Annotated in this window: 28 protein-coding genes; 17 read left to right on the forward strand and 11 right to left on the reverse strand. The window is 68.9% G+C overall.

What is annotated here, in order from left to right; genetic code table 11:
* On the reverse strand, positions 1-947 hold a 947-nt coding region (locus A9X05_RS08625), incomplete at its 3' end, for an APC family permease (RefSeq protein ID WP_156736563.1).
* A gap of 129 nt (positions 948-1,076) precedes the next feature.
* Between A9X05_RS08625 and A9X05_RS08630 the strand changes: the two genes are divergently transcribed.
* Complete coding sequence (locus tag A9X05_RS08630) at positions 1,077-1,745, forward strand: TrkA family potassium uptake protein (RefSeq protein WP_156736565.1); 669 nt, start codon at positions 1,077-1,079, stop codon at positions 1,743-1,745.
* 12 nt (positions 1,746-1,757) lie between these two features.
* A complete protein-coding gene (locus A9X05_RS08635) occupies positions 1,758-2,435 on the forward strand; it encodes a TrkA family potassium uptake protein (protein WP_067268952.1) in 678 nt (225 codons plus the stop codon).
* Between the two features lie 154 nt (positions 2,436-2,589).
* On the opposite strand, the gene A9X05_RS08640 is transcribed toward A9X05_RS08635, so the two are convergent.
* The gene (locus tag A9X05_RS08640; protein WP_231969081.1) at positions 2,590-3,231 is read right to left on the reverse strand and encodes a DUF3159 domain-containing protein; all 642 of its coding nucleotides are present in this window, start codon (positions 3,229-3,231) and stop codon (positions 2,590-2,592) included.
* A gap of 74 nt (positions 3,232-3,305) precedes the next feature.
* Entirely contained in the window at positions 3,306-3,674 is a 369-nt protein-coding gene (locus A9X05_RS08645) for an OB-fold nucleic acid binding domain-containing protein (RefSeq protein WP_067268953.1), read from the reverse strand.
* A 136-nt stretch (positions 3,675-3,810) separates the two neighbouring features.
* On the opposite strand from A9X05_RS08645, the gene A9X05_RS08650 reads away from it, so the two are divergent.
* Positions 3,811-4,512 (forward strand): alpha/beta hydrolase, encoded by a 702-nt coding sequence (locus tag A9X05_RS08650; RefSeq protein WP_067780638.1) that lies wholly within the window; start codon positions 3,811-3,813, stop codon positions 4,510-4,512.
* Positions 4,513-4,522: 10 nt separating this feature from the next.
* Here the strand turns inward: A9X05_RS08650 and A9X05_RS08655 are convergent, their stop codons facing one another.
* Both A9X05_RS08655 and dut read right to left on the reverse strand, forming a co-directional pair.
* Positions 4,523-5,272, reverse strand: a complete 750-nt coding sequence (locus A9X05_RS08655) for a DUF3710 domain-containing protein (protein WP_067748628.1) — start codon at positions 5,270-5,272, stop codon at positions 4,523-4,525.
* Positions 5,272-5,736 carry a dUTP diphosphatase gene (gene dut / locus A9X05_RS08660; protein ID WP_067780641.1) on the reverse strand — a complete coding sequence of 155 codons (465 nt, stop codon included), beginning with the start codon at positions 5,734-5,736 and terminating at the stop codon, positions 5,272-5,274. Before dut ends, A9X05_RS08655 begins: the two co-directional genes overlap by 1 nt.
* 25 nt (positions 5,737-5,761) lie before the next feature.
* Between dut and A9X05_RS08665 the strand changes: the two genes are divergently transcribed.
* The gene (locus A9X05_RS08665) at positions 5,762-6,247 is read left to right on the forward strand and encodes a DUF3093 domain-containing protein (RefSeq protein WP_067749856.1); all 486 of its coding nucleotides are present in this window, start codon (positions 5,762-5,764) and stop codon (positions 6,245-6,247) included.
* 4 nt (positions 6,248-6,251) lie between these two features.
* On the opposite strand, the gene A9X05_RS08670 is transcribed toward A9X05_RS08665, so the two are convergent.
* Entirely contained in the window at positions 6,252-6,554 is a 303-nt protein-coding gene (locus tag A9X05_RS08670) for a DUF4193 domain-containing protein (RefSeq protein WP_007171590.1), read from the reverse strand.
* Between the two features lie 181 nt (positions 6,555-6,735).
* Here A9X05_RS08670 and cei point away from each other — a divergent pair, with 181 nt between their 5' ends.
* Positions 6,736-7,386 carry an envelope integrity protein Cei gene (gene cei, locus A9X05_RS08675; RefSeq protein ID WP_067749854.1) on the forward strand — a complete coding sequence of 217 codons (651 nt, stop codon included), beginning with the start codon at positions 6,736-6,738 and terminating at the stop codon, positions 7,384-7,386.
* 7 nt (positions 7,387-7,393) lie between these two features.
* Here cei and A9X05_RS08680 read toward each other — a convergent pair whose 3' ends face one another.
* Positions 7,394-8,272, reverse strand: coding sequence for an inositol monophosphatase family protein (locus A9X05_RS08680; RefSeq protein WP_067780644.1), 879 nt, complete (start codon positions 8,270-8,272; stop codon positions 7,394-7,396).
* A 103-nt stretch (positions 8,273-8,375) separates the two neighbouring features.
* Here A9X05_RS08680 and ppgK point away from each other — a divergent pair, with 103 nt between their 5' ends.
* The 3 genes from ppgK (at position 8,376) to A9X05_RS08695 (ending at position 11,366) form a co-directional block, all read left to right on the forward strand.
* The gene (ppgK, locus tag A9X05_RS08685) at positions 8,376-9,185 is read left to right on the forward strand and encodes a polyphosphate--glucose phosphotransferase (protein WP_067780647.1); all 810 of its coding nucleotides are present in this window, start codon (positions 8,376-8,378) and stop codon (positions 9,183-9,185) included.
* Positions 9,186-9,361: 176 nt separating this feature from the next.
* Entirely contained in the window at positions 9,362-10,867 is a 1,506-nt protein-coding gene (locus A9X05_RS08690; protein WP_082954851.1) for an RNA polymerase sigma factor, read from the forward strand.
* A gap of 91 nt (positions 10,868-10,958) precedes the next feature.
* On the forward strand, positions 10,959-11,366 hold the full coding sequence (locus A9X05_RS08695) for a RidA family protein (RefSeq protein WP_067749849.1): 408 nt from the start codon (positions 10,959-10,961) through the stop codon (positions 11,364-11,366).
* Here the strand turns inward: A9X05_RS08695 and A9X05_RS08700 are convergent.
* Complete coding sequence (locus A9X05_RS08700; protein WP_067749848.1) at positions 11,315-11,680, reverse strand: DUF952 domain-containing protein; 366 nt, start codon at positions 11,678-11,680, stop codon at positions 11,315-11,317. The genes A9X05_RS08695 and A9X05_RS08700 overlap by 52 nt on opposite strands.
* A gap of 136 nt (positions 11,681-11,816) precedes the next feature.
* Here A9X05_RS08700 and A9X05_RS29505 point away from each other — a divergent pair, with 136 nt between their 5' ends.
* Complete coding sequence (locus A9X05_RS29505; protein ID WP_007171575.1) at positions 11,817-12,002, forward strand: hypothetical protein; 186 nt, start codon at positions 11,817-11,819, stop codon at positions 12,000-12,002.
* Positions 12,003-12,067: 65 nt separating this feature from the next.
* Positions 12,068-13,039, forward strand: a complete 972-nt coding sequence (locus tag A9X05_RS08705; RefSeq protein ID WP_067749847.1) for a YihY/virulence factor BrkB family protein — start codon at positions 12,068-12,070, stop codon at positions 13,037-13,039.
* A gap of 22 nt (positions 13,040-13,061) precedes the next feature.
* On the opposite strand, the gene A9X05_RS08710 is transcribed toward A9X05_RS08705, so the two are convergent.
* Positions 13,062-13,301: a DUF3039 domain-containing protein gene (locus A9X05_RS08710; RefSeq protein ID WP_044485021.1), complete on the reverse strand. Its 240-nt coding sequence runs from the start codon at positions 13,299-13,301 to the stop codon at positions 13,062-13,064.
* 63 nt (positions 13,302-13,364) lie between these two features.
* Here A9X05_RS08710 and A9X05_RS08715 point away from each other — a divergent pair, with 63 nt between their 5' ends.
* From A9X05_RS08715 to ideR, 3 genes are all read left to right on the forward strand, one after another.
* Positions 13,365-13,772, forward strand: coding sequence for a DUF3099 domain-containing protein (locus A9X05_RS08715; protein WP_067749846.1), 408 nt, complete (start codon positions 13,365-13,367; stop codon positions 13,770-13,772).
* Positions 13,773-13,922: 150 nt separating this feature from the next.
* On the forward strand, positions 13,923-14,882 hold the full coding sequence (gene sigB, locus A9X05_RS08720) for a sigma-70 family RNA polymerase sigma factor SigB (protein ID WP_040623889.1): 960 nt from the start codon (positions 13,923-13,925) through the stop codon (positions 14,880-14,882).
* A 126-nt stretch (positions 14,883-15,008) separates the two neighbouring features.
* Complete coding sequence (gene ideR, locus A9X05_RS08725; RefSeq protein WP_067268966.1) at positions 15,009-15,698, forward strand: iron-dependent transcriptional regulator IdeR; 690 nt, start codon at positions 15,009-15,011, stop codon at positions 15,696-15,698.
* A gap of 21 nt (positions 15,699-15,719) precedes the next feature.
* On the opposite strand, the gene A9X05_RS08730 is transcribed toward ideR, so the two are convergent.
* Positions 15,720-16,778, reverse strand: a complete 1,059-nt coding sequence (locus A9X05_RS08730) for a DUF4192 domain-containing protein (RefSeq protein WP_067780650.1) — start codon at positions 16,776-16,778, stop codon at positions 15,720-15,722.
* Positions 16,779-16,889: 111 nt separating this feature from the next.
* Here A9X05_RS08730 and sthA point away from each other — a divergent pair, with 111 nt between their 5' ends.
* Positions 16,890-18,305 (forward strand): Si-specific NAD(P)(+) transhydrogenase, encoded by a 1,416-nt coding sequence (sthA, locus tag A9X05_RS08735; protein ID WP_067749858.1) that lies wholly within the window; start codon positions 16,890-16,892, stop codon positions 18,303-18,305.
* Here sthA and A9X05_RS08740 read toward each other — a convergent pair.
* On the reverse strand, positions 18,302-19,141 hold the full coding sequence (locus tag A9X05_RS08740) for a serine protease (RefSeq protein ID WP_067749844.1): 840 nt from the start codon (positions 19,139-19,141) through the stop codon (positions 18,302-18,304). The two genes, sthA and A9X05_RS08740, sit on opposite strands and share 4 nt — an antisense overlap.
* A gap of 187 nt (positions 19,142-19,328) precedes the next feature.
* On the opposite strand from A9X05_RS08740, the gene A9X05_RS08745 reads away from it, so the two are divergent.
* From A9X05_RS08745 to A9X05_RS08755, 3 genes are all read left to right on the forward strand, one after another.
* Complete coding sequence (locus tag A9X05_RS08745; protein ID WP_067747394.1) at positions 19,329-20,300, forward strand: proteasome assembly chaperone family protein; 972 nt, start codon at positions 19,329-19,331, stop codon at positions 20,298-20,300.
* 41 nt (positions 20,301-20,341) lie between these two features.
* Positions 20,342-21,373, forward strand: a complete 1,032-nt coding sequence (locus A9X05_RS08750; RefSeq protein WP_067747377.1) for an alpha/beta fold hydrolase — start codon at positions 20,342-20,344, stop codon at positions 21,371-21,373.
* Between the two features lie 46 nt (positions 21,374-21,419).
* Positions 21,420-22,004, forward strand: a 585-nt coding sequence (locus A9X05_RS08755; RefSeq protein ID WP_067780652.1) for a PhzF family phenazine biosynthesis protein, incomplete at its 3' end; no start/stop codon positions are given.

Below are 22,004 nucleotides of genomic sequence, written 5' to 3' on the forward strand. Positions count from 1 at the left end.
ACCGTTTCCGCCAGCTGGGTGACCAGCGTCTTCTGGTAGTAGCCGGGCGGCGCGCCGGTCAATTGCCGGGCGGGATCCTCGACCAGCTGCACCCCGATCTGCTGGGCCAGCACGATGATGCCCATCAGCAGGGCCACCGCGATCCCGCCCAGCATCAGCAGCGTCGTCGCCGCGTTGCGCGACTTGGGCTTCTCGAATGCCGGAACCCCGTTGCTGATCGCCTCCACCCCGGTCAGCGCCGCGCAGCCCGAGGAGAACGAGCGCGCCACCAGGAATGCCAGCGCGAAGCCGACGACCTGACCGTGCTCGGCGTGCATCTGAAAGCCGGCCGACTCCGCGCGCAGCGGGTTGCCCAGCACGAAGATCCGGAACAGGCCCCAGCCGATCATGATGAAGACGCCGACGATGAACGCGTAGGTCGGAATGGCGAACGCCACGCCCGACTCGCGGATTCCGCGCAGGTTCAACGCCATCACCAGCAGGATCGAGGCCACGCAGAACCAGACCTTGTTCTCGGCCACGATCGGGATCGCCGAGCCGATGTTGGCCATCGCCGACGCCGTCGAAACGGCCACGGTCAGAACGTAATCCACCATCAGCGCGCTGGCGACCACCAGTCCGGCGGTGTCACCGAGGTTGGTGGTGACCACCTCGTAGTCACCGCCGCCCGAGGGGTAGGCGTGCACGTTCTGCCGGTAGCTGGCCACGACCACCAGCATCACCGCGGCCACGGCGAGACCGATCCAGGGCGTCAACGCGTAGGCGGACAGGCCGGCGACCGACAGCATCAGGAAGACTTCCTCGGGTGCGTACGCCACCGAGGACAACGCGTCGGAGGCGAACACCGGCAAGGCGATCCGCTTGGGCAGCAGGGTGTGACTCAGCCGGTCGCTGCGTTGCGGCCGACCGATTAGCAATCGACGCGCTGCGGTGGAAAGTTTGGACACGAGAGCCAAGACTAAGCCCACCGGGGTGTGGCGGTAGCTTCGTAGGTGAGAATGTTTGCCGACCCGAAATCGGCTGGCCGACGTGGGTTGCCGATGGGGGCCGCAGGACGCAGCCGAGAGGATCGGAAATTGCGAGTAGTGGTGATGGGCTGTGGCCGCGTCGGTGCCTCGGTGGCCGACGGGCTGTCGCGGATCGGCCACGACGTCGCGGTCATCGACCGCGACAGCACGGCCTTCAACCGGCTCAGCCCGGAATACGGCGGGGAACGGGTGCTCGGCCAGGGGTTCGACCGCGACGTGTTGCTGCGGGCCGGCATCGAGGAGGCCGACGCGTTCGCCGCGGTCTCCTCCGGCGACAACTCGAACATCATCTCGGCGCGGTTGGCCCGGGAGACCTTCGGCGTGAAGCGCGTCGTCGCCCGCATCTACGACGCCAAGCGGGCCGAGGTCTACGAGCGCCTCGGCATCCCCACCATCGCCACCGTGCCCTGGACCACCGACCGCCTGCTCAACGCGCTGCTGCGGGACACCGAGACAGCCAAATGGCGGGACCCGACCGGCACGGTGGCCGTCGCCGAGGTAGTCCTGCACGAGGAGTGGATCGGCCACCGGGTCACCGATCTCGAGCAGGCGACCGGCGCCCGGGTGGCCTTCCTGATCCGGTTCGGAGCCGGCGTCCTGCCCGAGCCCAAGACGGCTCTGCAGGCCGGCGATCAGGTCTACGTCGCCGCGATCTCGGGCCGGGTGGCCGAGGCCGTGGCCATCGCGGCCCTGCCACCCAGCGAAGACCTCGGTTAAGGAGCGGCGAACATGAAGGTAGCTGTCGCCGGGGCCGGCGCGGTCGGCCGCTCCGTCAGTCGCGAACTCATCGGCAACGGCCACGACGTGACGCTGATCGAGCGCAACCCCGATCACGTCGACGTCGACGCCATCCCCGCCGCGCACTGGCGGCTCGGCGACGCCTGCGAACTGAGCCTGCTGGAATCGGTGCACCTGCACGAATTCGACGTGGTGGTCGCCGCAACCGGCGACGACAAGGCCAACGTCGTGCTCAGCCTGCTGGCCAAGACCGAATTCGCGGTGCCCCGGGTGGTGGCCCGGGTCAACGACCCCCGCAACGAGTGGCTGTTCACCGACGCCTGGGGCGTCGACGTGGCGGTGTCCACGCCGCGCATGCTGGCCTCACTGATCGAAGAGGCCGTCGCGGTCGGTGATCTGGTGCGGCTCATGGAATTCCGCCGCGGGCAGGCCAACCTGGTCGAGATCACGCTGCCCGACGACACCCCCTGGGGCGGCAAGCCGGTGCGCCGGCTGCAGCTGCCGCGCGACGCTTCGCTGGTGACGATCCTGCGCGGCCCGCGGGTAATCGTGCCGGAGGCCGACGAGCCGCTCGAAGGCGGCGACGAGCTGCTCTTCGTCGCGGTCGCCGAGGCCGAAGAGGATCTGCGCAAGCTCCTGCTGCCCGACGGCCCGGGGCTCGACGACTAGGACCGGTGACCCGCAGCGCCCGGCTCCGCCGCGCTCGCGATCACCGCGGACCGATGGCGGTGACCCGCAGCGCCCGGCTCCGCCGCGCTCGCGATCACCGCGGACCGATGGCGGTGACCCGCAGCGCCCGGCTCCGCCGCGCTCGCGATCACCGCTAGTCGCTGACGGGATCGGCGTCGATCGGGGCGCGGGCGTCGCCGGCCGCGAGCATGGCGCGCTGCGCGGACTTGATCGCCAGGTACGTCGCCAGCGCAGCCGCCACGGTCAGCGGCCAACCCATCGCAATGCGAGCGACGGCCAGCCAACCCGTCTGATCGGCGTTGTAGAGCAGGCCCTGGACCACGAACCGGGCGGCGAAGACCAACACCCAACAGATCGAGGCCGCGTCGAGCGCGTGGACGGCCCGTGGGACGTCGCGCCAGCCGTGACCCCGCCCGGTGGCCCAGGTCCACACGTAGCCGACCAGCGGCCGCCGGATGACGACCGACGCCGCGACGACCACCGCCCACACCAACGACATCCAGATGCCCAGCAGGAAGTAGCCCTTGGACTCCCCGACGATGTAGGCGACCAGCGCGCAGATCGCGACGCCGAAGAACCCGGACACGGCCGGCTGCGGGGAATCCCGCCGGATCAGGCGCCACACCAAGACCAGGGCGGCCGCGGTCAGCGCGGAGGCGATCGCCGCGAACAAGCCCGACACGCTCGACGCAATGACGAAGATCACAACGGGCAGCGACGAATAGATGACCCCGCTGACCCCGCCGGCCTGCCGCAGCAGGCGTTCGGCGGTGATGCGGTTGACGGTCGCGCGCTCAGCCCCGCCCGACTCGTCGGGTCCCGAACTCGGCCCCCGATCGTCGGGTCGGGTCACCGCTGAATTTCGTAGTGCGGGTTGTAGATGGCCTTGGTGCCGTTCTCCAGCTTGCCCAGCCGGCCCCGCACCCGCAGCTTGCGGCCCGAGTCGATGCCGGGGATCCGGCGCTGCCCCAACCAGACCAAAGTGACGGTGTCGCTGCCGTCGAACAGCTCGGCGCGGACCCCGCCCGCACAGGCCTTGCCGTTACATTCCACGCTGCGCAGCGTGCCGACCATCGTGACCTCTTGGCCACGCTCGCAATCGATAACCCGTTGCGCGCCAGTGCTCGCGACCTCGTCGGACAACTCCTCGGAGTCGCGTTGCTCCGGCGCCTCCGTCAAACGACGGGTGAGCCGGCGCAGATATCCTTGGGCCCCCATGGCCACTCCTGACAATGCTGTTAAGCCTCGGCGCTTCACTTATGCCAACGGACACCGTAGACCTGTTGGTTCCCACGCGCCAACCGACTCAAACACCGATGTTGGAGCGCAACTGGACGCCAGGCACTATCGGGGGGTGGCTGTCGATCTGCGGGGTGTCACGACGGTGTTGTTGCCCGGCACCGGGTCCGACGACGACTACGTTCACCGTGCGTTTTCGGGCCCGCTGGGCGACGTCGGCGCGGTGCTGGTGGCCCCGCCGCCCCGGCCGGATCAATTGATCGACGGCTACGTGTCGGCCCTGGATGCCGCCGCGCGCACCGGCCCGATCGCCGTCGGCGGCGTGTCGATCGGCGCCGCGGTGGCCGCCGCCTGGGCACTGGCCCACCCGGACGACGTGGTCGCCGTCCTGGCCGCCCTGCCGGCGTGGGCCGGCGCACCGGAAGCCGCGCCCGCGGCGCTCGCGGCGCGGTATACGGCGTCGCAGCTGCGCGCTGATGGGCTGGCGGTGACGACCGGTCTGATGAGGGCATCCAGCCCGCCCTGGCTGGCCGACGAATTGGCCCGGTCGTGGCGGGCCCAGTGGCCACAATTGCCCGACGCGATGGACGAGGCGGCCGCCTATGTGGCGCCGACCCGCGCCGCGCTGGCCCGCCTGACCGTGCCCCTGGCCGTGGCGGCCGCGGTCGACGATCCCATTCATCCGCTGGGCGTCGGCGTGGAGTGGGTCGATGCCGCGCCGCGCGCGGCGCTGCGAACGGTGACGCTCGACCAGATCGGCGTGGACCCCGCCGCGCTGGGCGCGGCGTGCCTGGCCGCCCTCGCCGATGTGGGCTGACGGGTTCGGGTCAGCCGCCGGTGGTGGTGCGCAGCTGCTGCATGGCCGAGCCCTCGACGCTGCGGCGCGCGGTGGGCTCGTTAGACCCCGACTCCGCCTCGCCTTGTTGGGCCTGTTGCGCCTCGGCTTGCTGGGCGGCCGCGGCCTCCCGCAGCTGCTGCGCCATGGGCTCGGGCAGCTGCACGGTCAACGGCGTGCGCACCGGAAGGGGCGTGTCACCGCGGCGAACGACGGTGTCCGCCAACGCCGCTCGCGCCTCCTGCTCGAGCGCCTCCATGGTCTCGTGCGGGCCGTTGATGACGCAGCGGATCATCCACCGGTACCCGTCGACCCCGATGAAGCGCACCGCCCCGGAAGCCGAGCCGACCACCTCGCGGCCCCAGGGGCCATCCTTGATGCTGACTTTGGCCGAGTCCTTGCGCAGCGAATCGGCGAGCTCGCCGGCCACCTCGCGCCAGAGGCCGCCCGTCTTCGGCGCCGCGTAGGCCGCGATGGTGAAGCGGCCGTTGGGCGTGACGACCCACACCGCGCTCGGAACGCCGGTCTCGGTCAGCTCCACCTGCAGCTGGCCCGCCTCCGGCATGGGAATGAGCACCGAGCCCAGGTCCAGGCGCGCCAATTCCGCGACCGACGGGTCGTCGAAATCGTCGATGTCGAAGGGGCCCTCGAGTTCCTCGCCGTACTCGTCGTCGATCGGGTCGGCGGCAGCTTCCGCGTCCACCGGCTCGTCGCTGTCGTCGCTACGTCTCTTAAGTGCCATCACAAACTCGCATGTCCGCCGGAGGAACCGTGGCCACCGTCGCCACGGGAGGTTTCGGCCAGCCCGGCCTCGTCGAACGACGACACCTCGACCAGCTCGACCAACTCGACCCGCTGCACCAGCAGCTGGGCGATGCGGTCACCCCGATGCACCACGATCGGCTCGGCCGGGTCGAGGTTGATCAGCGCGACCTTGATCTCGCCGCGATAACCCGCGTCGATGGTGCCGGGGCTGTTGACGATCGAAAGTCCCACGCGCGACGCCAGTCCCGAACGCGGGTGGACCAACCCGACCATCCCGAACGGAATCGCGACCGCGACGCCGGTGCGCACCAGGGCGCGTCGCCCGGGTTCCAGCTTGAGGTCCTCCGCGCTGTAGAGATCCACTCCGGCGTCGCCCTCATGTGCGCGCGTGGGCAGTGGAAGCTCGGGATCGAGGCGGATGATGGCCAGACTGGTCGACACGGGGCCACAGATTACCCTTGACTGCGTGTCCGGGACGCGCGTCGCGCCGCACAGTGTGCGATATCGCGAACGACTGTGGGTGCCATGGTGGTGGTGGCCGTTGGCCTTCGGGCTGGCGGGGCTGATCGCGTTCGAAGTCAACATGGGTGTCGCCCCCCGTCCTACCTGGCTGCCGTACGCGACGCTGTTCGCGGTGGCCGCCGGAACGCTGTTGTGGCTGGGCCGCGTGGAGATTCGGGTCACCGCCGATCCGAACGCCCCCGGCGGGGTCGAGCTGTGGGCCGGTGAGGCGCACCTGCCGGTCACCGTGATCGCCCGATCCGCTTCGGTCGCCGCGTCGGCCAAGTCCGCGGCGCTGGGACGCCAACTCGACCCGGCGGCGTTCGTCCTGCACCGGGCATGGATCGGACCGATGATTCTGGTCGTCCTCGACGACCCGGACGACCCGACGCCGTACTGGCTGGTGAGTTGCCGCCACCCCGAGCGGGTGCTGTCGGCATTGCGCAGCTGACCTGTCAGGCTGCGCAGTCGGTACAGATCATGAGGCCGTTCTTTTCGCTGGCCAGTCGGCTGCGGTGTTGCACCAGGAAGCAGCTGGAGCAGGTGAACTCGTCAGCCTGCTTCGGAATGACGCGCACCGACAGTTCTTCCCCCGACAGGTCGGCGCCAGGCAGTTCAAAAGATTCAGCGGTTTCGGATTCGTCGACGTCAACCACGGCCGAAGCCGCCTCGTTGCGTCGTGCTTTGAGCTCCTCCAGCGAGTCCTCCGAGACATCGTCGGTCTCGGTGCGCCGTGGAGCGTCATAGTCGGTAGGCATTGCCCTATCCCCTCACATGCCCTCGTTGCTCAAGCATCGCTTTGTACCAGCGTCGAACGCATCCACCAAATGATTCGTGCCCGGATCGCGGCCCGGTTGTGTGTGATTTGCGTCACACACCCATATTGGCCCTTGCGTTCGCCTTTGAACAGTGCGTTTAGGGTGCGACTAGAGTGCACCTGTGGTCGCACAAATCACCGAGGGTACTGCCTTCGACAAGCACGGCCGGCCCTTCCGGCGACGCAATCCCCGGCCCGCCATCGTTGTGGTGGTCCTCCTGGTGGCGGCGACGGCCGTGGTGTGGACGATTGCGCTGACCCGGCCGGCCAGGGTGCACGAGGTCGCGGTGTGCAACCCACCACCGAAGGGGGCCAATTCGACGGCGGCTCAGCTCGGCGAGCAGGTGTCGCGGAGCGCGATGATGGACGTCACGCCGGCCAAGCTCAACGACGCCAAGGTCCGCGTCCTCAACGCCAGCGGCCGTGGCGGACAGGCCGGCGACGTCGCCGGCGCGCTGAAAGACCTCGGCTTCGCCCAGCCGGCCGCCGCCAACGATCCGCTCTACGCGGGCACCCGGCTCACCTGCCAGGGCCAGATCCGGTTCGGCACCGCAGGGCAAGCCACCGCGGCGACGGTGTGGCTGGTGGCGCCCTGCATGGAGTTGTTCAACGACAACCGCGCCGACGACTCCGTCGACCTGTCGCTGGGAACGGACTTCACCGCGCTGGCCCACAACGACGACATCGACGCCGCCCTCGCCGCGCTGCGCCCCGGCGCCACCGAGCCGTCAGACCCCGCGCTGCTCACCAAGATTCACTCCAGCAGCTGCTGACGAACCGTCAGTCGAGAATCGGGTCCAGGCCGTCGACCTCGTTCAGCGCGGCCAGCAGCGCGTCGGCGATTCCCGGCGCGGCGGCCAGCACCAGCCCGGCGCCCTCAATGTCGGGCGGCGGCAAGCTAACTCGCGCCCCCGCCTCGGCCGCGATCAGCGCGCCCGCGGCGCAATCCCACGGCTGCAGGCCGTGCTCGTAGAACGCGTCCAGCCGGCCCGCCGCGACCATGCACAGATCGAGCGCCGCCGAGCCGATGCGACGGACGTCGCGGACCACCGGCAGCAGCCGCGCCAACAACGCCGCCTGCGTCGTCCGGCGCTGCCGTGAATAACCGAAACCGGTGCCCAGCAACGCCATCGACAAGTCGTCGACCGCGGCGCACCGCAACGGCCGGGGGCCGTCCTCGTCGATGACGTGTGCGCCCTGGCCCACCGCCGCCGAGTACACCCGGCCGCCGACGACGTCGGCGACCGCGCCCGCCACCGACACCCCGTCGACCTGCACGCCCACCGACACCGCGTACGCCGGTATGCCGTAGACGAAGTTCACCGTGCCGTCGATGGGATCGAGCACCCAGGTGACCGCGCCCGCGGGCGTGCCCGCCGGATCGGCCGGGCCGCCCCCCTCCTCGCCGAGAATCGGGTCGCCCGGCCGCAATTCGGCCAGCCGATCCCGCAGCAGGCGCTCCGTTTCCGTGTCGACGACGGTCACCGGATCGGTGGGGGTGCTCTTCGACCGCACGGCGCCGTCGCCTGGAGATGGCGAGCCCGCCGCGGTCGCCCCGAACACCTCGGCGCGCCGGCGCCGCACGAACGCGGCGGCTTCCGTGGCCAACGACTCGGCCACCGCGCGCAACCGGGCGGGCTCGTCCTGAGGGCGGGTCACCGGTCTATCGCATCACAGGCGGCGCGGCCCCGCAGATACCCCGTCGCCACATCGGCACCGGGCTAAGGTGGGCGGACAGCCAAAGTCACGCCCAGGAGCTTCGATGACCAGCACCGACTCGACCACGGATTCGCCCGGCACCGGGACCGCCGTCGGCACCCCACAGCGTCGGGGATTCGGCATCGACGTCGGCGGCAGCGGCATCAAGGGCGGCATCGTCGACATGGACACCGGCGAGTTGATCGGCGATCGGGTCAAGCTGTTGACCCCGCAGCCGGCGACACCGTCGGCGGTCGCCAAGACCATCGGCGAGGTGGTCAACGCGTTCGGCTGGACCGGCCCGCTCGGGGTGACCTATCCCGGGGTCGTCACCCACGGCGTCGTCCAGACGGCGGCCAACGTCGACAAATCCTGGATCGGCACCAACGCGCGCGACATCATCAGCGCCGAGCTGGGCGGCCAGGACGTCACGGTGCTCAACGACGCCGACGCCGCCGGGCTGGCCGAGGAACACTACGGTGCGGGCAGAAACCAGTCCGGCCTGGTGGTGTTGCTGACGTTCGGCACCGGGATCGGCTCCGCGGTCATCCACAACGGCACGTTGATCCCGAACACCGAGTTCGGGCACCTCGAGGTGGGCGGCAAGGAGGCCGAGCAGCGGGCGGCGTCGTCGGTCAAAGAGAAGAACGACTGGACCTTCGAGAAGTGGGCCAAGCAGGTCACCCGCGTGCTGGTCGCCATCGAGAACGCGGTGTGGCCCGACCTGTTCATCGCCGGCGGCGGCATCAGCCGCAAGGCCGACAAGTGGCTACCGCTGCTCGAAAACCGCACCCCGGTGGTGGCTGCGGCCCTGCTCAACACCGCCGGAATAGTGGGCGCGGCGATGGCGTCGACCTCCGACGTGACGCACTGATTTTTGCCCGGCGGAGCCGTTCGACCGCTGACTGTCGTTACAATGGTCATCGGCGACCGCCCGAACGATAGCGTGCAAGTACCCACGCTGATCCAACGCCGACATCGACATAGCAGACACTTTCGGTTAACCATGCCCAATACCCACCGAAGGTGAGCCCAAACGAAGGGGTGTAAGTGGCAGCGACCAAGGCAAGCCCGGCAACCGACGCGCCGGTGAAACGGACCGCCACGAAACCCTCCCCCGCTAAGCGACCGGCGGCCAAGGCCGCTCACGGCGCCGCCCCCGCTAAGCGCGCCGCCAAGGCGGCCCCGGCGCGGCCCGCCAAGCCCGAGACCGAGGCCGGTGCCGACACCAAGAAGACCCGCGCGGCGAAGGCCCCGTCGGCCCGCGGGACGAAAGCGGCCAAGGGCGCCCCGGCGGACGCCGACGTCGACCTGGAGGCCGCCGAAGATCTCGACGACGCGGAGCTCGACGCGGAACCCGGTGAAGACCTCGAGATCGACGCCGCCGACCTGAGCCTGGACGACCTGGAAGACGACGTTGCGGCCGACGGCGAGGACGCCGACGTCGAGCCCGCCGACTCCGACGACAGCGAGGAAGAGGCCGCCGCCCCGGTCGCCGCGGCCGGCGAGGCCGCCGCCGAAGAGGACGAGGAGATCGCCGAGCCGTCCGAAAAGGACAAGGCCTCCGGTGATTTCGTCTGGGACGAAGACGAGTCCGAGGCGCTGCGCCAGGCTCGCAAGGACGCCGAACTCACCGCCTCCGCGGACTCGGTTCGCGCCTACCTCAAGCAGATCGGCAAGGTGGCGCTGCTCAACGCCGAGGAAGAGGTCGAGCTGGCCAAGCGGATCGAGGCCGGCCTGTACGCCACGCAGCTGATGGCCGAGATGGCCGAGCGCGGCGACAAGCTGCCCGCCGCGCAGCGCCGCGACATGATGTGGATCTGCCGCGACGGCGATCGCGCGAAAAACCATCTGCTGGAAGCCAACCTGCGCCTCGTGGTGTCACTGGCCAAGCGCTACACCGGCCGCGGCATGGCGTTTTTGGACCTCATCCAGGAAGGCAACCTGGGCCTGATCCGCGCGGTCGAGAAATTCGACTACACCAAGGGTTACAAGTTCTCCACCTACGCCACGTGGTGGATCCGCCAGGCCATAACGCGCGCCATGGCCGACCAGGCCCGCACCATCCGCATCCCGGTGCACATGGTCGAGGTGATCAACAAGCTGGGCCGTATCCAGCGCGAGCTGCTGCAGGATCTGGGCCGCGAGCCCACACCCGAAGAGCTGGCCAAGGAAATGGACATCACGCCCGAAAAGGTGCTGGAGATCCAGCAATACGCCCGCGAGCCGATTTCGCTGGACCAGACCATCGGCGACGAGGGCGACAGCCAGCTCGGTGACTTCATCGAGGACAGCGAGGCCGTGGTGGCCGTCGACGCGGTGTCGTTCACGCTGCTGCAGGACCAGCTGCAGTCGGTGCTCGAGACCCTGTCCGAGCGCGAGGCCGGCGTGGTACGGCTGCGCTTCGGGCTCACCGACGGCCAGCCGCGCACCCTCGACGAGATCGGCCAGGTTTACGGCGTCACCCGCGAGCGCATCCGTCAGATCGAGTCCAAGACGATGTCAAAGCTGCGCCACCCCAGCCGTTCGCAGGTCCTGCGCGACTACCTGGACTGAGCGACTCGCCGAATTTATTGGCGCGCAAGGCCACTCGTCTTCGACCGGAAAATGCGTCGCCCCGCCGCGCCGGCCGTCGTACGGTGGCGGCATGAACCGCACACTGGTCTCCTCCGGCTCCGACTTCGAGGCGGCCGTCGGCTATTCGCGTGCCGTACGGGTCGGCCCGCACGTGTGGGTGGCCGGGACCACCGGCTCCGGCCCAGCCGGCGACATCGCGACCCAGACTCGAGAAGCGTTGCGCCGCATCGAGATTGCGCTCGCCCAAGTTGGCGCGGCGCTCACCGACGTGGTTCGCACCCGCGTGTACGTCACCGACATGTCCCGCTGGGGCGAGGTCGCCGCGGTGCACGCCGAAGTGTTCGGTGACATTCGCCCGGCGGCCACCATGGTGCAGGTGTCGGCGTTGATCGCGCCCGAAATGCTGGTGGAGATCGAAGCCGACGCCTACGCGGAATCCCCGACCGGCGGGAAGGTGCCGTCGGGGCCCGGCCGGTAATCGGTGACCCGAATCACAGCGGCCGTGGGCAGCCGACCGTAGAGGTGCGGGAACAGCATCGACTCCGGATCCGTTGCCACGCCTGGCTCCCAGCGAACTTCGGAGTCCAGCAGCGCCGGGTCGACGTGCAGCAACACCAAATCATCGCGGCCGCGGTAGAGCCGGTTGGCCGGCAGATGGACCTGGCCGGGCGCCGAGAGATGGATGAACCGGCCGCCGCCGGACGTGTCGGGGCGAATCTCACCGGCCGCGCGGGCGCGGGACCACTCGTCCCGTCCGCACAGATGTACCAGCAGGTCAGGAGCGAAAGCCACGGATGATCACTGTAGAGAGTTCCTCGAAACGAAACGTTTACAGGTCGTGAGAAACGACACACCCGATAACGATCGGGGAACAACGCAAAAACCCCATACGTCTGAGAGAGTGAATCAAAGCAAGAACGGAGAAGCCATGAATGCAACTCTGACCAGTCCCGAGCTCACCCGGGCGGACCGCTGCGACCGCTGCGGTGCCGCTGCTCGAGTCCGTGCCACGCTGCCTTCAGGAGCTGAGCTTCTCTTCTGCCAGCATCACGCCAACGAGCACGAGGCGAAGCTGACCGAACTGTCCGCCGTCCTGGAGGTCAGCGGAAGCTAGTTCCGCCGAACTCACCCTTCGCCAATGTGGGCGAGTGGGGCGGTCTTCGGTAATGCTGGACGGGTATGAGCGATCAAGTCGCAAAACCGTCCCGCCATCACATCTGGCGACTCACTCTGAGGACCCTCTCGAAAAGCTGGGATGACTCCATCTTTTCCGAGTCGGCCCAGGCGGGTTTCTGGTCGGCGCTGTCGCTACCGCCGCTGCTGCTGGGAATGCTGGGCAGCCTCGCCTACGTGGCGCCGCTGTTCGGGCCGGACACGCTGACCGCGATCGAGAAGAGCATCATCTCGGCGATCCGGAGCTTCTTCTCGCCCAGCGTCGTCAACGAGATCATCGAGCCGACCATCCGTGACGTCACCGCCAACGCCCGGGGTGAGGTGGTGTCGGTCGGTTTCCTGATCTCGATGTGGGCGGGATCGTCGGCCATCTCGGCCTACGTCGACGCGGTCGTGGAGGCGCACGACCAGACGCCACTGCGGCATCCGGTGCGACAGCGGCTCTTCGCCCTGTTCCTGTATGTGGTGATGCTGGTGTTCGTGGTGTGCGCGGCGCCGGTGCTGGTGGTGGGCCCCCGCAAGGTCAGCGAGCACATCCCGGACAGCCTGGAAAACGTCCTGCGCTACGGCTACTACCCGGCGCTGATCCTCGGCCTGCTGATCGGCGTGGTCATCCTGTACCGGGTCGCGCTGCCCGAGCCCCTGCCGACGCACCGGCTGATCTTCGGCGCCGTGCTCGCCACGGCGGTCTTCCTCATCGCCACGCTGGGCCTGCGGGTCTACCTGCGGTGGATCACCAGCACGGGCTACACCTACGGCGCGCTGGCCACCCCGATCGCGTTCCTGCTGTTCGCGTTCTTCGGCGGTTTCGCCGTGATGCTGGGCGCCGAGCTCAACGCCGCGATCCAAGAGGAATTCCCGGCGCCGAAGACGCACGCGCACCGGCTGCGCAAGTGGTTGCAATCGCGCATCACACCACTGAAGGCACCGGCGGCTCCCCCGCCGGAGCCGGCGGCCGCCGACAACGCGGCGCTGTGACGGGTGCTCGGCCGCGGCCGATCTAGTCCTTCTTCATCCGGTCGTAGATCTGCTTGCAATCCGGGCAAACCGGCGAGCCGGGCTTGGCCGCCTTGGTGACGGGGAACACTTCCCCGCACAACGCCACCACGTGGTTACCCATGACCGCGCTCTCGGCGATCTTGTCCTTCTTGACGTAGTGGAAGTATTTCGGCGTATCGCTGCCGGTCCCGTCGTCGACGCGTTCGTCGGTCTCGGTGCGCTCGATCGTCTGGGTCTGCATACCCGACATTGTGCCCCGTAACTCGCTTCTGCCGGAATCGCCGTCGTGTGGGACAGTGGAAGTATGACGCGCGGCTCCGAGTTGGGGTTCGACGATGATGGCAGGCCGATCCTCATCACCGCCGCCGCACCCTCCTACGAAGAACAGCACCGAGCCCGGGTGCGTAAGTACCTGACGCTGATGGGGTTCCGGATACCGGCGCTCATCCTGGCCGCCGTCGCGTACGGCGCCTGGCACAACGGTCTGATTTCGCTGGCGATCGTGGCGGTGTCGATTCCGCTGCCGTGGATGGCCGTACTGATCGCCAACGACCGGCCACCGCGCAGCGCCGACGAGCCGCGACGGTTCGACGACGCCCGGCGGCGCACCCCGCTGTTCCCGACGGCCGAGCGCCTGGCGCTCGAGTCGCGCCGCCACCCGCAACCGGGCTGGCCCCCCGGACCGGGCGGCGACATCGGCCACTCGCACTGAGAAGGCGGTTGCCCCGACTTCTCAGGACATTCTCAGGTCGGCGGCACATTTGTGCACGTCAAGACGTGTGAGATGACAAACCGCTGGGAACTCTCAGGGCTGATCTGTCGTTGTACTCGATGACAGCACAAAGCCGAATGGGAGGTCGCTATGGCGAACGCCAGCACGAGCAGATTTGACGGCGATCTGGACGCCCAGAGCCCCGCAGCCGACCTCGTGCGCGTTTATCTCAATGGCATCGGTAAGACGGCGCTGCTGAACGCGGCGGGCGAAGTTGAACTGGCCAAGCGCATCGAGGCTGGGCTCTACGCGGAGCACCTGCTGGAAACCCGTAAGCGCCTCGGGGAGAACCGCCGACGCGACCTCGAGGCCGTGGTGCGTGATGGCCAGGCCGCACGCCGGCACCTGCTGGAAGCGAACCTGCGGCTGGTGGTGTCGCTGGCGAAGCGCTACACGGGTCGCGGCATGCCGCTGCTGGACCTGATCCAGGAGGGCAACCTGGGCCTGATCCGCGCGATGGAAAAGTTCGACTACACAAAGGGATTCAAGTTCTCCACCTACGCCACGTGGTGGATTCGCCAGGCCATCACCCGCGGCATGGCCGACCAGAGCCGCACCATCCGCCTGCCCGTGCACCTGGTCGAGCAGGTCAACAAGCTGGCGCGGATCAAGCGGGAGATGCACCAGAACCTGGGCCGCGAGGCCACCGACGAGGAACTGGCCGCCGAGTCCGGCATCCCGGTCGAGAAGATCAACGACCTGCTCGAGCACAGCCGCGACCCGGTAAGCCTGGACATGCCGGTCGGCTCCGAAGAGGAGGCACCGCTGGGCGACTTCATCGAGGACGCCGAGGCGATGTCCGCCGAGAACGCGGTGATCGCCGAGCTGTTGCACACCGACATCCGCAGCGTGCTCGCCACTCTCGACGAGCGCGAGCACCAGGTGATCCGGCTGCGCTTCGGCCTGGACGACGGCCAGCCGCGCACCCTGGACCAGATCGGGAAGCTGTTCGGCCTGTCGCGCGAGCGGGTCCGCCAGATCGAGCGGGACGTAATGTCCAAACTCCGCCACGGCGAGCGCGCCGACCGGCTACGGTCGTACGCAAGCTAAGGCCCCCGAACTAGTAGCACGACGGTATGCCCGCCGCGGACGCGGCGGGCATACCGCTTGTCGGGGAAGGGTTACACCCATTCACGCAGCTGGCCAAGTAGACTCGGCGTCGATGGAAGGTGCTGAATGAACGACCTGGTTGACACCACCGAGATGTACTTGCGGACCATCTACGACCTCGAAGAAGAGGGCGTGACGCCGCTTCGCGCCCGGATCGCCGAGCGCCTCGACCAGAGTGGGCCGACCGTCAGCCAAACCGTTTCCCGCATGGAGCGCGATGGGCTCCTTCACGTCGCCGGCGACCGGCACCTCGAGCTCACCGACAAGGGCCGGGCGTTGGCCATCGCCGTCATGCGCAAGCACCGCCTCGCCGAGCGGTTGCTGGTCGACGTCATCGGTGTGCCCTGGGAGGAAGTGCACGCCGAGGCATGCCGGTGGGAACACGTGATGAGCGAGGACGTCGAACGGCGGCTGGTGAAGGTGCTCAACCATCCGACCACCTCCCCGTTCGGCAACCCGATCCCGGGGCTCCTGGACCTCGGTGTTGGCCCCGAGTCGGGCGCCGACGACGCCAACCTGGTCCGGTTGACCGAGCTGCCGCCCGGTTCGCCGGTGGCCGTGGTGGTCCGCCAGCTGACCGAGCACGTGCAGGGCGACATCGACCTGATCACCCGCCTGAAGGACGCCGGCGTCGTCCCCAACGCCCGGGTGACCGTCGAGACCGGACCCGCCGGGGTGACCATCGTCATCCCGGGCCACGAGAACGTCACCCTGCCGCACGAGATGGCGCACGCCGTCAAGGTCGAGAAGGTCTGACCGCCCGGCATGGTGGTCTGGCTAGCCCGCCCGGCGGCCGAACGGCCGTCGCGGTGGTAACCGCACACCCAGCTGCTTGGCCAGCCGGTAGCCGGTGAGCGCCAATTCCCGGATGTCCTCCGGCCGCAGCCCCGACTGCAACGCGGTGTCCAGCATGCCCGCCATCCGATGCTCGGGCTCGCAGCGCAGCGCGGCCTCCAGCGACACCCCGGCCAGCGGCCCGTCGCCACGGGCGTAAGCGCTGAACGCGAGCAGTACCAGCGCCTCGACCCGCCAGGGCGGCGGCAGGGTGCGCGCCAGCAGCGCCCACAACGTTTCGGCCTCGCCGGCGTTCTCGCCGACCGCCAGGGCGTAGAGGATGTCGCGCACCTGCGCGTCGCTCAGCGCGCAGCTCAGCTTGGCCAGCTGGGTCGAGGACAGCGCCTGGCCGGCCGCGGCCCGGGCCGCGGACACCATGGCGTGTTTGACGTCGGCCCGGGCGCGTCGGGCCGGATCCGCGCGCTGGGCCGCCAGGCGCCGCGTCGCGTACCGGTCGATCACGCCGGTCAACGCGGAGCTGCGCGCCGCGTCCTGCACCGCGATGACGGCCTGCAGGTCGGCGCGGCGCGCGTAGAGCCGCCTGCCGTCGAGCACCGCCGCGGCCGCCAGCGGTGATGCGGATGGATCGTCGACCACGCCGCTCGAACCGCACCCGTCCACGCAGTGCCAGCGCCCGCCGAGCGCGACACGGTCGACCACATGGGCAGCCCACAGCTCGATACCGTTCTCAGACAACGAGTTTGCTAGTGCGTCGCACAGCTGCCGGTACTGCTCGTTGCAGCACGGGCAGTGCGCCCCCTGCTCGTTGACGATCACCGCGATCGCGGCGTCGGGACGGGCCGCGGCGGCGACCTCGGCCAGGTGCCCGACCCGACGGGTGAGCTCGTCTGAGAGGTCGACCCGCATCACCGCCCCCAGGTCGCCGCCGTCCAAAGACACCAATACCAATGAATTTTCGGGAACGAACCCGAGAACCGCCGGCAGCGCGGCGATGAGCGCGCCGGGTCGGTTGAGTTTGAAGTCAGGTCGATGCGTCGTCATGGGCACCACGCTGGCGGCCCGTGCCGTCAGCCGGTGCTCGCGGGGACGTGCGGAATCCCGCGCCTGTGAATGAACCCAGCACTGTGAGTGCTGCTGATCTACTGTTACCCCATGAGTTCGGCGCAAGAGTACGACATGGTGGTCATCGGTTCGGGGCCCGGCGGCCAGAAGGCCGCCATCGCGTCGGCCAAGCTCGGCAAGTCGGTCGCGGTCGTCGAACGTGGCCAGATGCTCGGCGGCGTGTGCGTCCAGACCGGCACCATCCCGTCAAAGACGTTGCGCGAGGCCGTCCTTTACCTCACCGGGATGAGCCAGCGCGAACTGTACGGCGCGAGCTACCGCGTCAAGGAGAAGATCACCCCGGCCGACCTGCTGGCCCGCACCCAGCACGTGATCGGCAAGGAGGTCGACGTGGTACGCAATCAGCTGATGCGCAACCGCATCGACCTGTTGCTGGGCCACGGCCGGTTCGTCGACCCGCACACCATCGAGGTCGAAGACCCGTCCCGTCGCGAAAAGTTAACCGTAAGCGGCAAATACATCGTCATCGCCACCGGCACCCGGCCGGCGCGGCCGTCCGGTGTCGAGTTCGACGAGGAGCGGGTGCTCGACTCCGACGGCATCCTCGACCTCAAATCGCTGCCCACCTCGATGGTGGTGGTCGGTGCCGGGGTGATCGGCATCGAATACGCCTCGATGTTCGCCGCGCTGGGCACCAAGGTCACCGTGGTGGAGAAGCGCAGCGACATGCTGGACTTCTGCGACCCCGAGGTCGTGGAGGCGCTGAAGTTCCACCTGCGCGACCTGGCGGTGACGTTCCGGTTCGGCGAGGAGGTGACCGCGGTCGACGTCGGCTCGGCGGGCACCGTCACGACCCTGGCCAGCGGCAAGCAGATCCCCGCGGAGACGGTGATGTATTCCGCCGGGCGCCAAGGCCAGACCGACCACCTCGACCTGCACAACGCCGAGCTCGAGGCCGACAACCGCGGCCGGATCTTCGTCGACGACTTCTTTCAGACCAAGGTGCCGCACATCTACGCCGTCGGCGACGTCATCGGCTTCCCCGCGCTGGCCGCGACCTCGATGGAACAGGGCCGGCTGGCCGCGTATCACGCCTTCGGGGAGCCGACCGACGGCATCACCGAACTGCAGCCGATCGGCATCTACTCCATTCCCGAGGTTTCCTACGTGGGGGCCACCGAGGTCGAACTGACCAAGAACGCGATCCCCTACGAGGTCGGGGTGGCCCGGTACCGGGAACTGGCCCGCGGCCAGATCGCCGGTGACTCCTACGGGATGCTCAAGCTGCTGGTGTCCACCGACGATCTCAAGCTCCTGGGCGTGCACATCTTCGGCACCAGCGCCACCGAGATGGTGCACATCGGGCAGGCCGTGATGGGCTGCGGCGGCACCGTCGAATACCTGGTGGACGCCGTGTTCAACTACCCCACGTTCTCCGAGGCCTACAAGGTGGCCGCGCTCGACGTGATGAACAAAGTGCGCGCGCTCAACCAGTTTCGCCACTAACAGCTGTCGTCGAGTTCTCCGGGAATCGGGTCGCCGGGGCCGCCGGCGTCCGCGCGGGCCAGCAACTGCGCGGTTCGCGCGTCGAACGGCGCCGAATACGAGACGTTCGCGGCGCAGCCACCACGCTCGAAACCACCGATCACCCCGGTGAGGATGGTGCCGCTGACCCAGGGTGCGCCGCTGGTGCCGTCCACCAACCCCTCGCACGGGAACGAGGGGAAGCCGCCCTCGGTCACCGACGTGCTGGCCTGACACCCGATGGGCGCGCCACCCACGCCGGCCGGGTAGCCCATCACGGTGACGTGGCTGCCGGGCGGCGGCGTGGTGCCCAGCGTCAGCGCCAGCCCGGCGCGGGCCTCCACCGAACCCCCGGCGTCGTTGCTCAGCCGCGCGATCGCATAGTCCGCGTTCGGATCCTTGCTCGCGCTCCAGCGGGGGTCCAGGTAGACGGCGTCGGCCTTCCACACATCGGCCGGGCCGGGTGGCGCGTCGCCGGCGAAGCCCGGCACGAAGGTGATCTTGGAGGCCCCGGCCAGGCAGTGCGCCGCGGTCATCATCAGGTTGCCGCCCGTCGAATGCACCACCGAGCCCGTGCACACGTGCAGCGGCCCCCCGTCGATGAAGATGGCGCCGACGCGCTTGTCCGGGTCCACCGGCCCCGCCACCGCCTTCTGCTGGGGCTGGCTCAGCCGCTGCGCCGGCGCGCTGCTGCGCACGGTCGGCGCCGGGGGGACCGACGCACGATCGTTCGGCGGCCGCTTGCACGACGTCACCGACGTCGCCACGGCGACCACCAAGCACAGCAACAGGGTCGGAACGCGCATCGGAATCATCATGCCTGACACCAGCGCACCGAGCAGATTCCGACGCGTCGGGGGCCACCCGACTCGGGGGCACCGCCCACCGGCGTGTTCGCTGAAGGATTAAACGCGAACTTCACACCGCTGTTTGATTTTGGTGCCCCCCGATTCGGGGGACACTGGTAGGGCACCCTGGATGGACCCTCGAGAGGAGGCGATCCCGATGGCTAGTCAGGACCCGCAGGAGCAGCACTACCAGCCCGGACAGGCCGGAATGTACGAGCTAGAGCTGCCTGCGCCGCAGTTGTCGACGTCGGACGGCCGGGGCCCGGTGCTGGTGCACGCGCTGGAGGGTTTCTCGGACGCCGGTCACGCGATCCGGCTGGCCTCGTCGCATCTGAAGGCGGCGCTGGACACCGAGCTGGTCGCGTCCTTCGCCATCGACGAATTGCTGGATTACCGGTCGCGGCGGCCGCTGATGACGTTCAAGACCGATCACTTCACGAACTACGACGAGCCGGAACTGAGCTTGTACGCGTTGCGTGACACCATCGGCACCCCGTTTCTGCTGCTCGCCGGGATGGAACCCGATCTGAAGTGGGAGCGCTTCATCACCGCGGTGCGCCTGCTGGCCGAGCGCCTGAACGTGCGCCAGACCATCGGCCTGGGCACCGTCCCGATGGCGGTTCCCCACACCCGGCCGATCACGATGACCGCGCACTCGAACAACCCCGAGTTGATCGCCGAGTTCACCCCGTGGATCTCCGAGATCCAGGTTCCCGGCAGCGCGTCCAACCTGCTCGAATACCGGATGGCCCAGCACGGCCACGAGGTCGTCGGCTACACCGTGCACGTCCCGCACTACCTGACGCAGACCGACTACCCGGCCGCCGCCGAGGCGTTGCTCGAGCAAGTGGCCAAGATCGCGTCGCTCGAGCTACCGCTGACGGCGTTGACCGAAGCGGCGGCGGTGATCCGGACCAAGATCGACGAGCAGGTCGAGGCGAGCGCGGAGGTTGCTCAAGTGGTGACCGCGCTCGAGCGCCAGTACGATGCCTTCATCGACGCTCAGGAGAACAGGTCGTTACTAACGCGCGACGAGGACCTGCCTAGCGGCGACGAGCTTGGAGCCGAGTTCGAGCGATTCCTCGCCCAGGAGGCGGAGAAGAAGCGCGGCGACGACGACCAGGCCTGACCTTTCCACACGGCCCTGGGCCCGACCCGAAGGTTGGCGAGATGACCGAGCGGAAGCGCAAGAGCACTCTCCGCCCGGTGCGTGAGGTCGCGGCGCCCCGGCTGGAGTTCCGCACCATCCACGGCTACAAGCGGGCCTACCGGATCGCCGGTGACGGCCCGGCGATCCTGTTGGTCCACGGCATCGGGGACAACTCCACCACCTGGAACACCGTGCAGGCCAAGCTCGCTCAGCGGTTCACGGTCATCGCCCCGGACCTGCTCGGCCACGGGCGATCCGACAAACCGCGCGCCGACTACTCCGTCGCCGCCTACGCGAACGGGATGCGTGACCTGCTCAGCGTGCTCGACATCGAGCGGGTCACGGTCGTCGGACATTCACTGGGCGGCGGCGTGGCCATGCAATTCGCCTACCAGTTCCCGCATTTGGTGGACCGGCTCATCCTGGTCGCCGCCGGCGGCGTCACCAAGGACGTCAACGTCGCGCTCCGGCTCGCGTCGCTGCCGATGGGCAGCGAGGCCCTCGCCCTGCTGCGGCTCCCGCTCGTGCTGCCGGCCGTGCAGCTGGCGGGACGGATAGCCGGCCTGGCGATCGGATCGACCGGCCTGGGCCGCGACCTGCCCAATGTCCTGCGGATCCTCGACGACCTGCCGGAGCCCACGGCCTCGGCGGCCTTCAGTCGCACCCTGCGCGCGGTGGTGGACTGGCGCGGGCAGATCGTCACCATGCTCGATCGCTGCTACCTGACCGAAGCCATCCCGGTGCAGATCGTGTGGGGCACCAAGGATGTGGTGGTGCCCGTCCGGCACGCGTGGATGGCGCACGCCGCGATGCCGGGCTCCCGCCTCGAAATCTTCGAGGGCTCCGGCCACTTCCCCTTCCACGACGACCCGGCCCGCTTCATCGACGTCGTCGAACGCTTCATCGATTCCACCGCTCCCGCCGAATACGATCAGGCCGCCCTGCGGGGGCTACTGCGCAGCGGCGGCGGCGAGAAGGCCGTCAGCGGCCCCGCGCCGACCCGCGTCGCCGTGCTCAACGCGATGGGCTCCGACGAACGCAGCGCCACCTGAACCACCTTGGTCGATGCGGCCGGCTCCGGGGTCGTACAGTCGCTGCATGGGGATCGACGTCACGGTGTTGCGGGTGTTCACCGATGCGGACGGCAATTTCGGCAATCCGCTCGGGGTGGTGAACGCCGCCCACATCGGGCCCGCCGACCGGCAACGGCTGGCGACTCAATTGGGCTACAGCGAAACGGTTTTCGTCGATCTTCCGGGCGCGGGTTCGACGACCGCGCATGCCACCATCTACACCCCCCGGGTCCAGCTCGCGTTCGCCGGGCACCCCACCGTCGGCGCGTCGTGGTGGCTGCGGGAGAGCGGCACGCCGATTCACACCCTGCAGGTGCCGGCCGGTCTCGTGCAGGTGAGCTATGCCGGAGACCTCACCGGCGTCAGCGCCCGCTCAGACTGGGCGCCCGAGGTGGCCCTGCACGAATTCGATTCGGCCGCCGCGCTTCTCGCCGCCGATCCGGGAGATTTTCCCGACGACACGGCGCACTACCTGTGGGCCTGGACCGACCGGGAGAGCGGCACCCTGCGCACCCGGGGGTTTTTCCCGAACCTCGGCGTGCCGGAGGACGAGGCGACCGGCTCGGCGGCGATGCGGATCACCGACTACCTCAGCCGCGACCTGCACATC

The organism is Mycobacterium sp. E3298, assembly GCF_001666895.1.
GTDB lineage: Bacteria > Actinomycetota > Actinomycetes > Mycobacteriales > Mycobacteriaceae > Mycobacterium.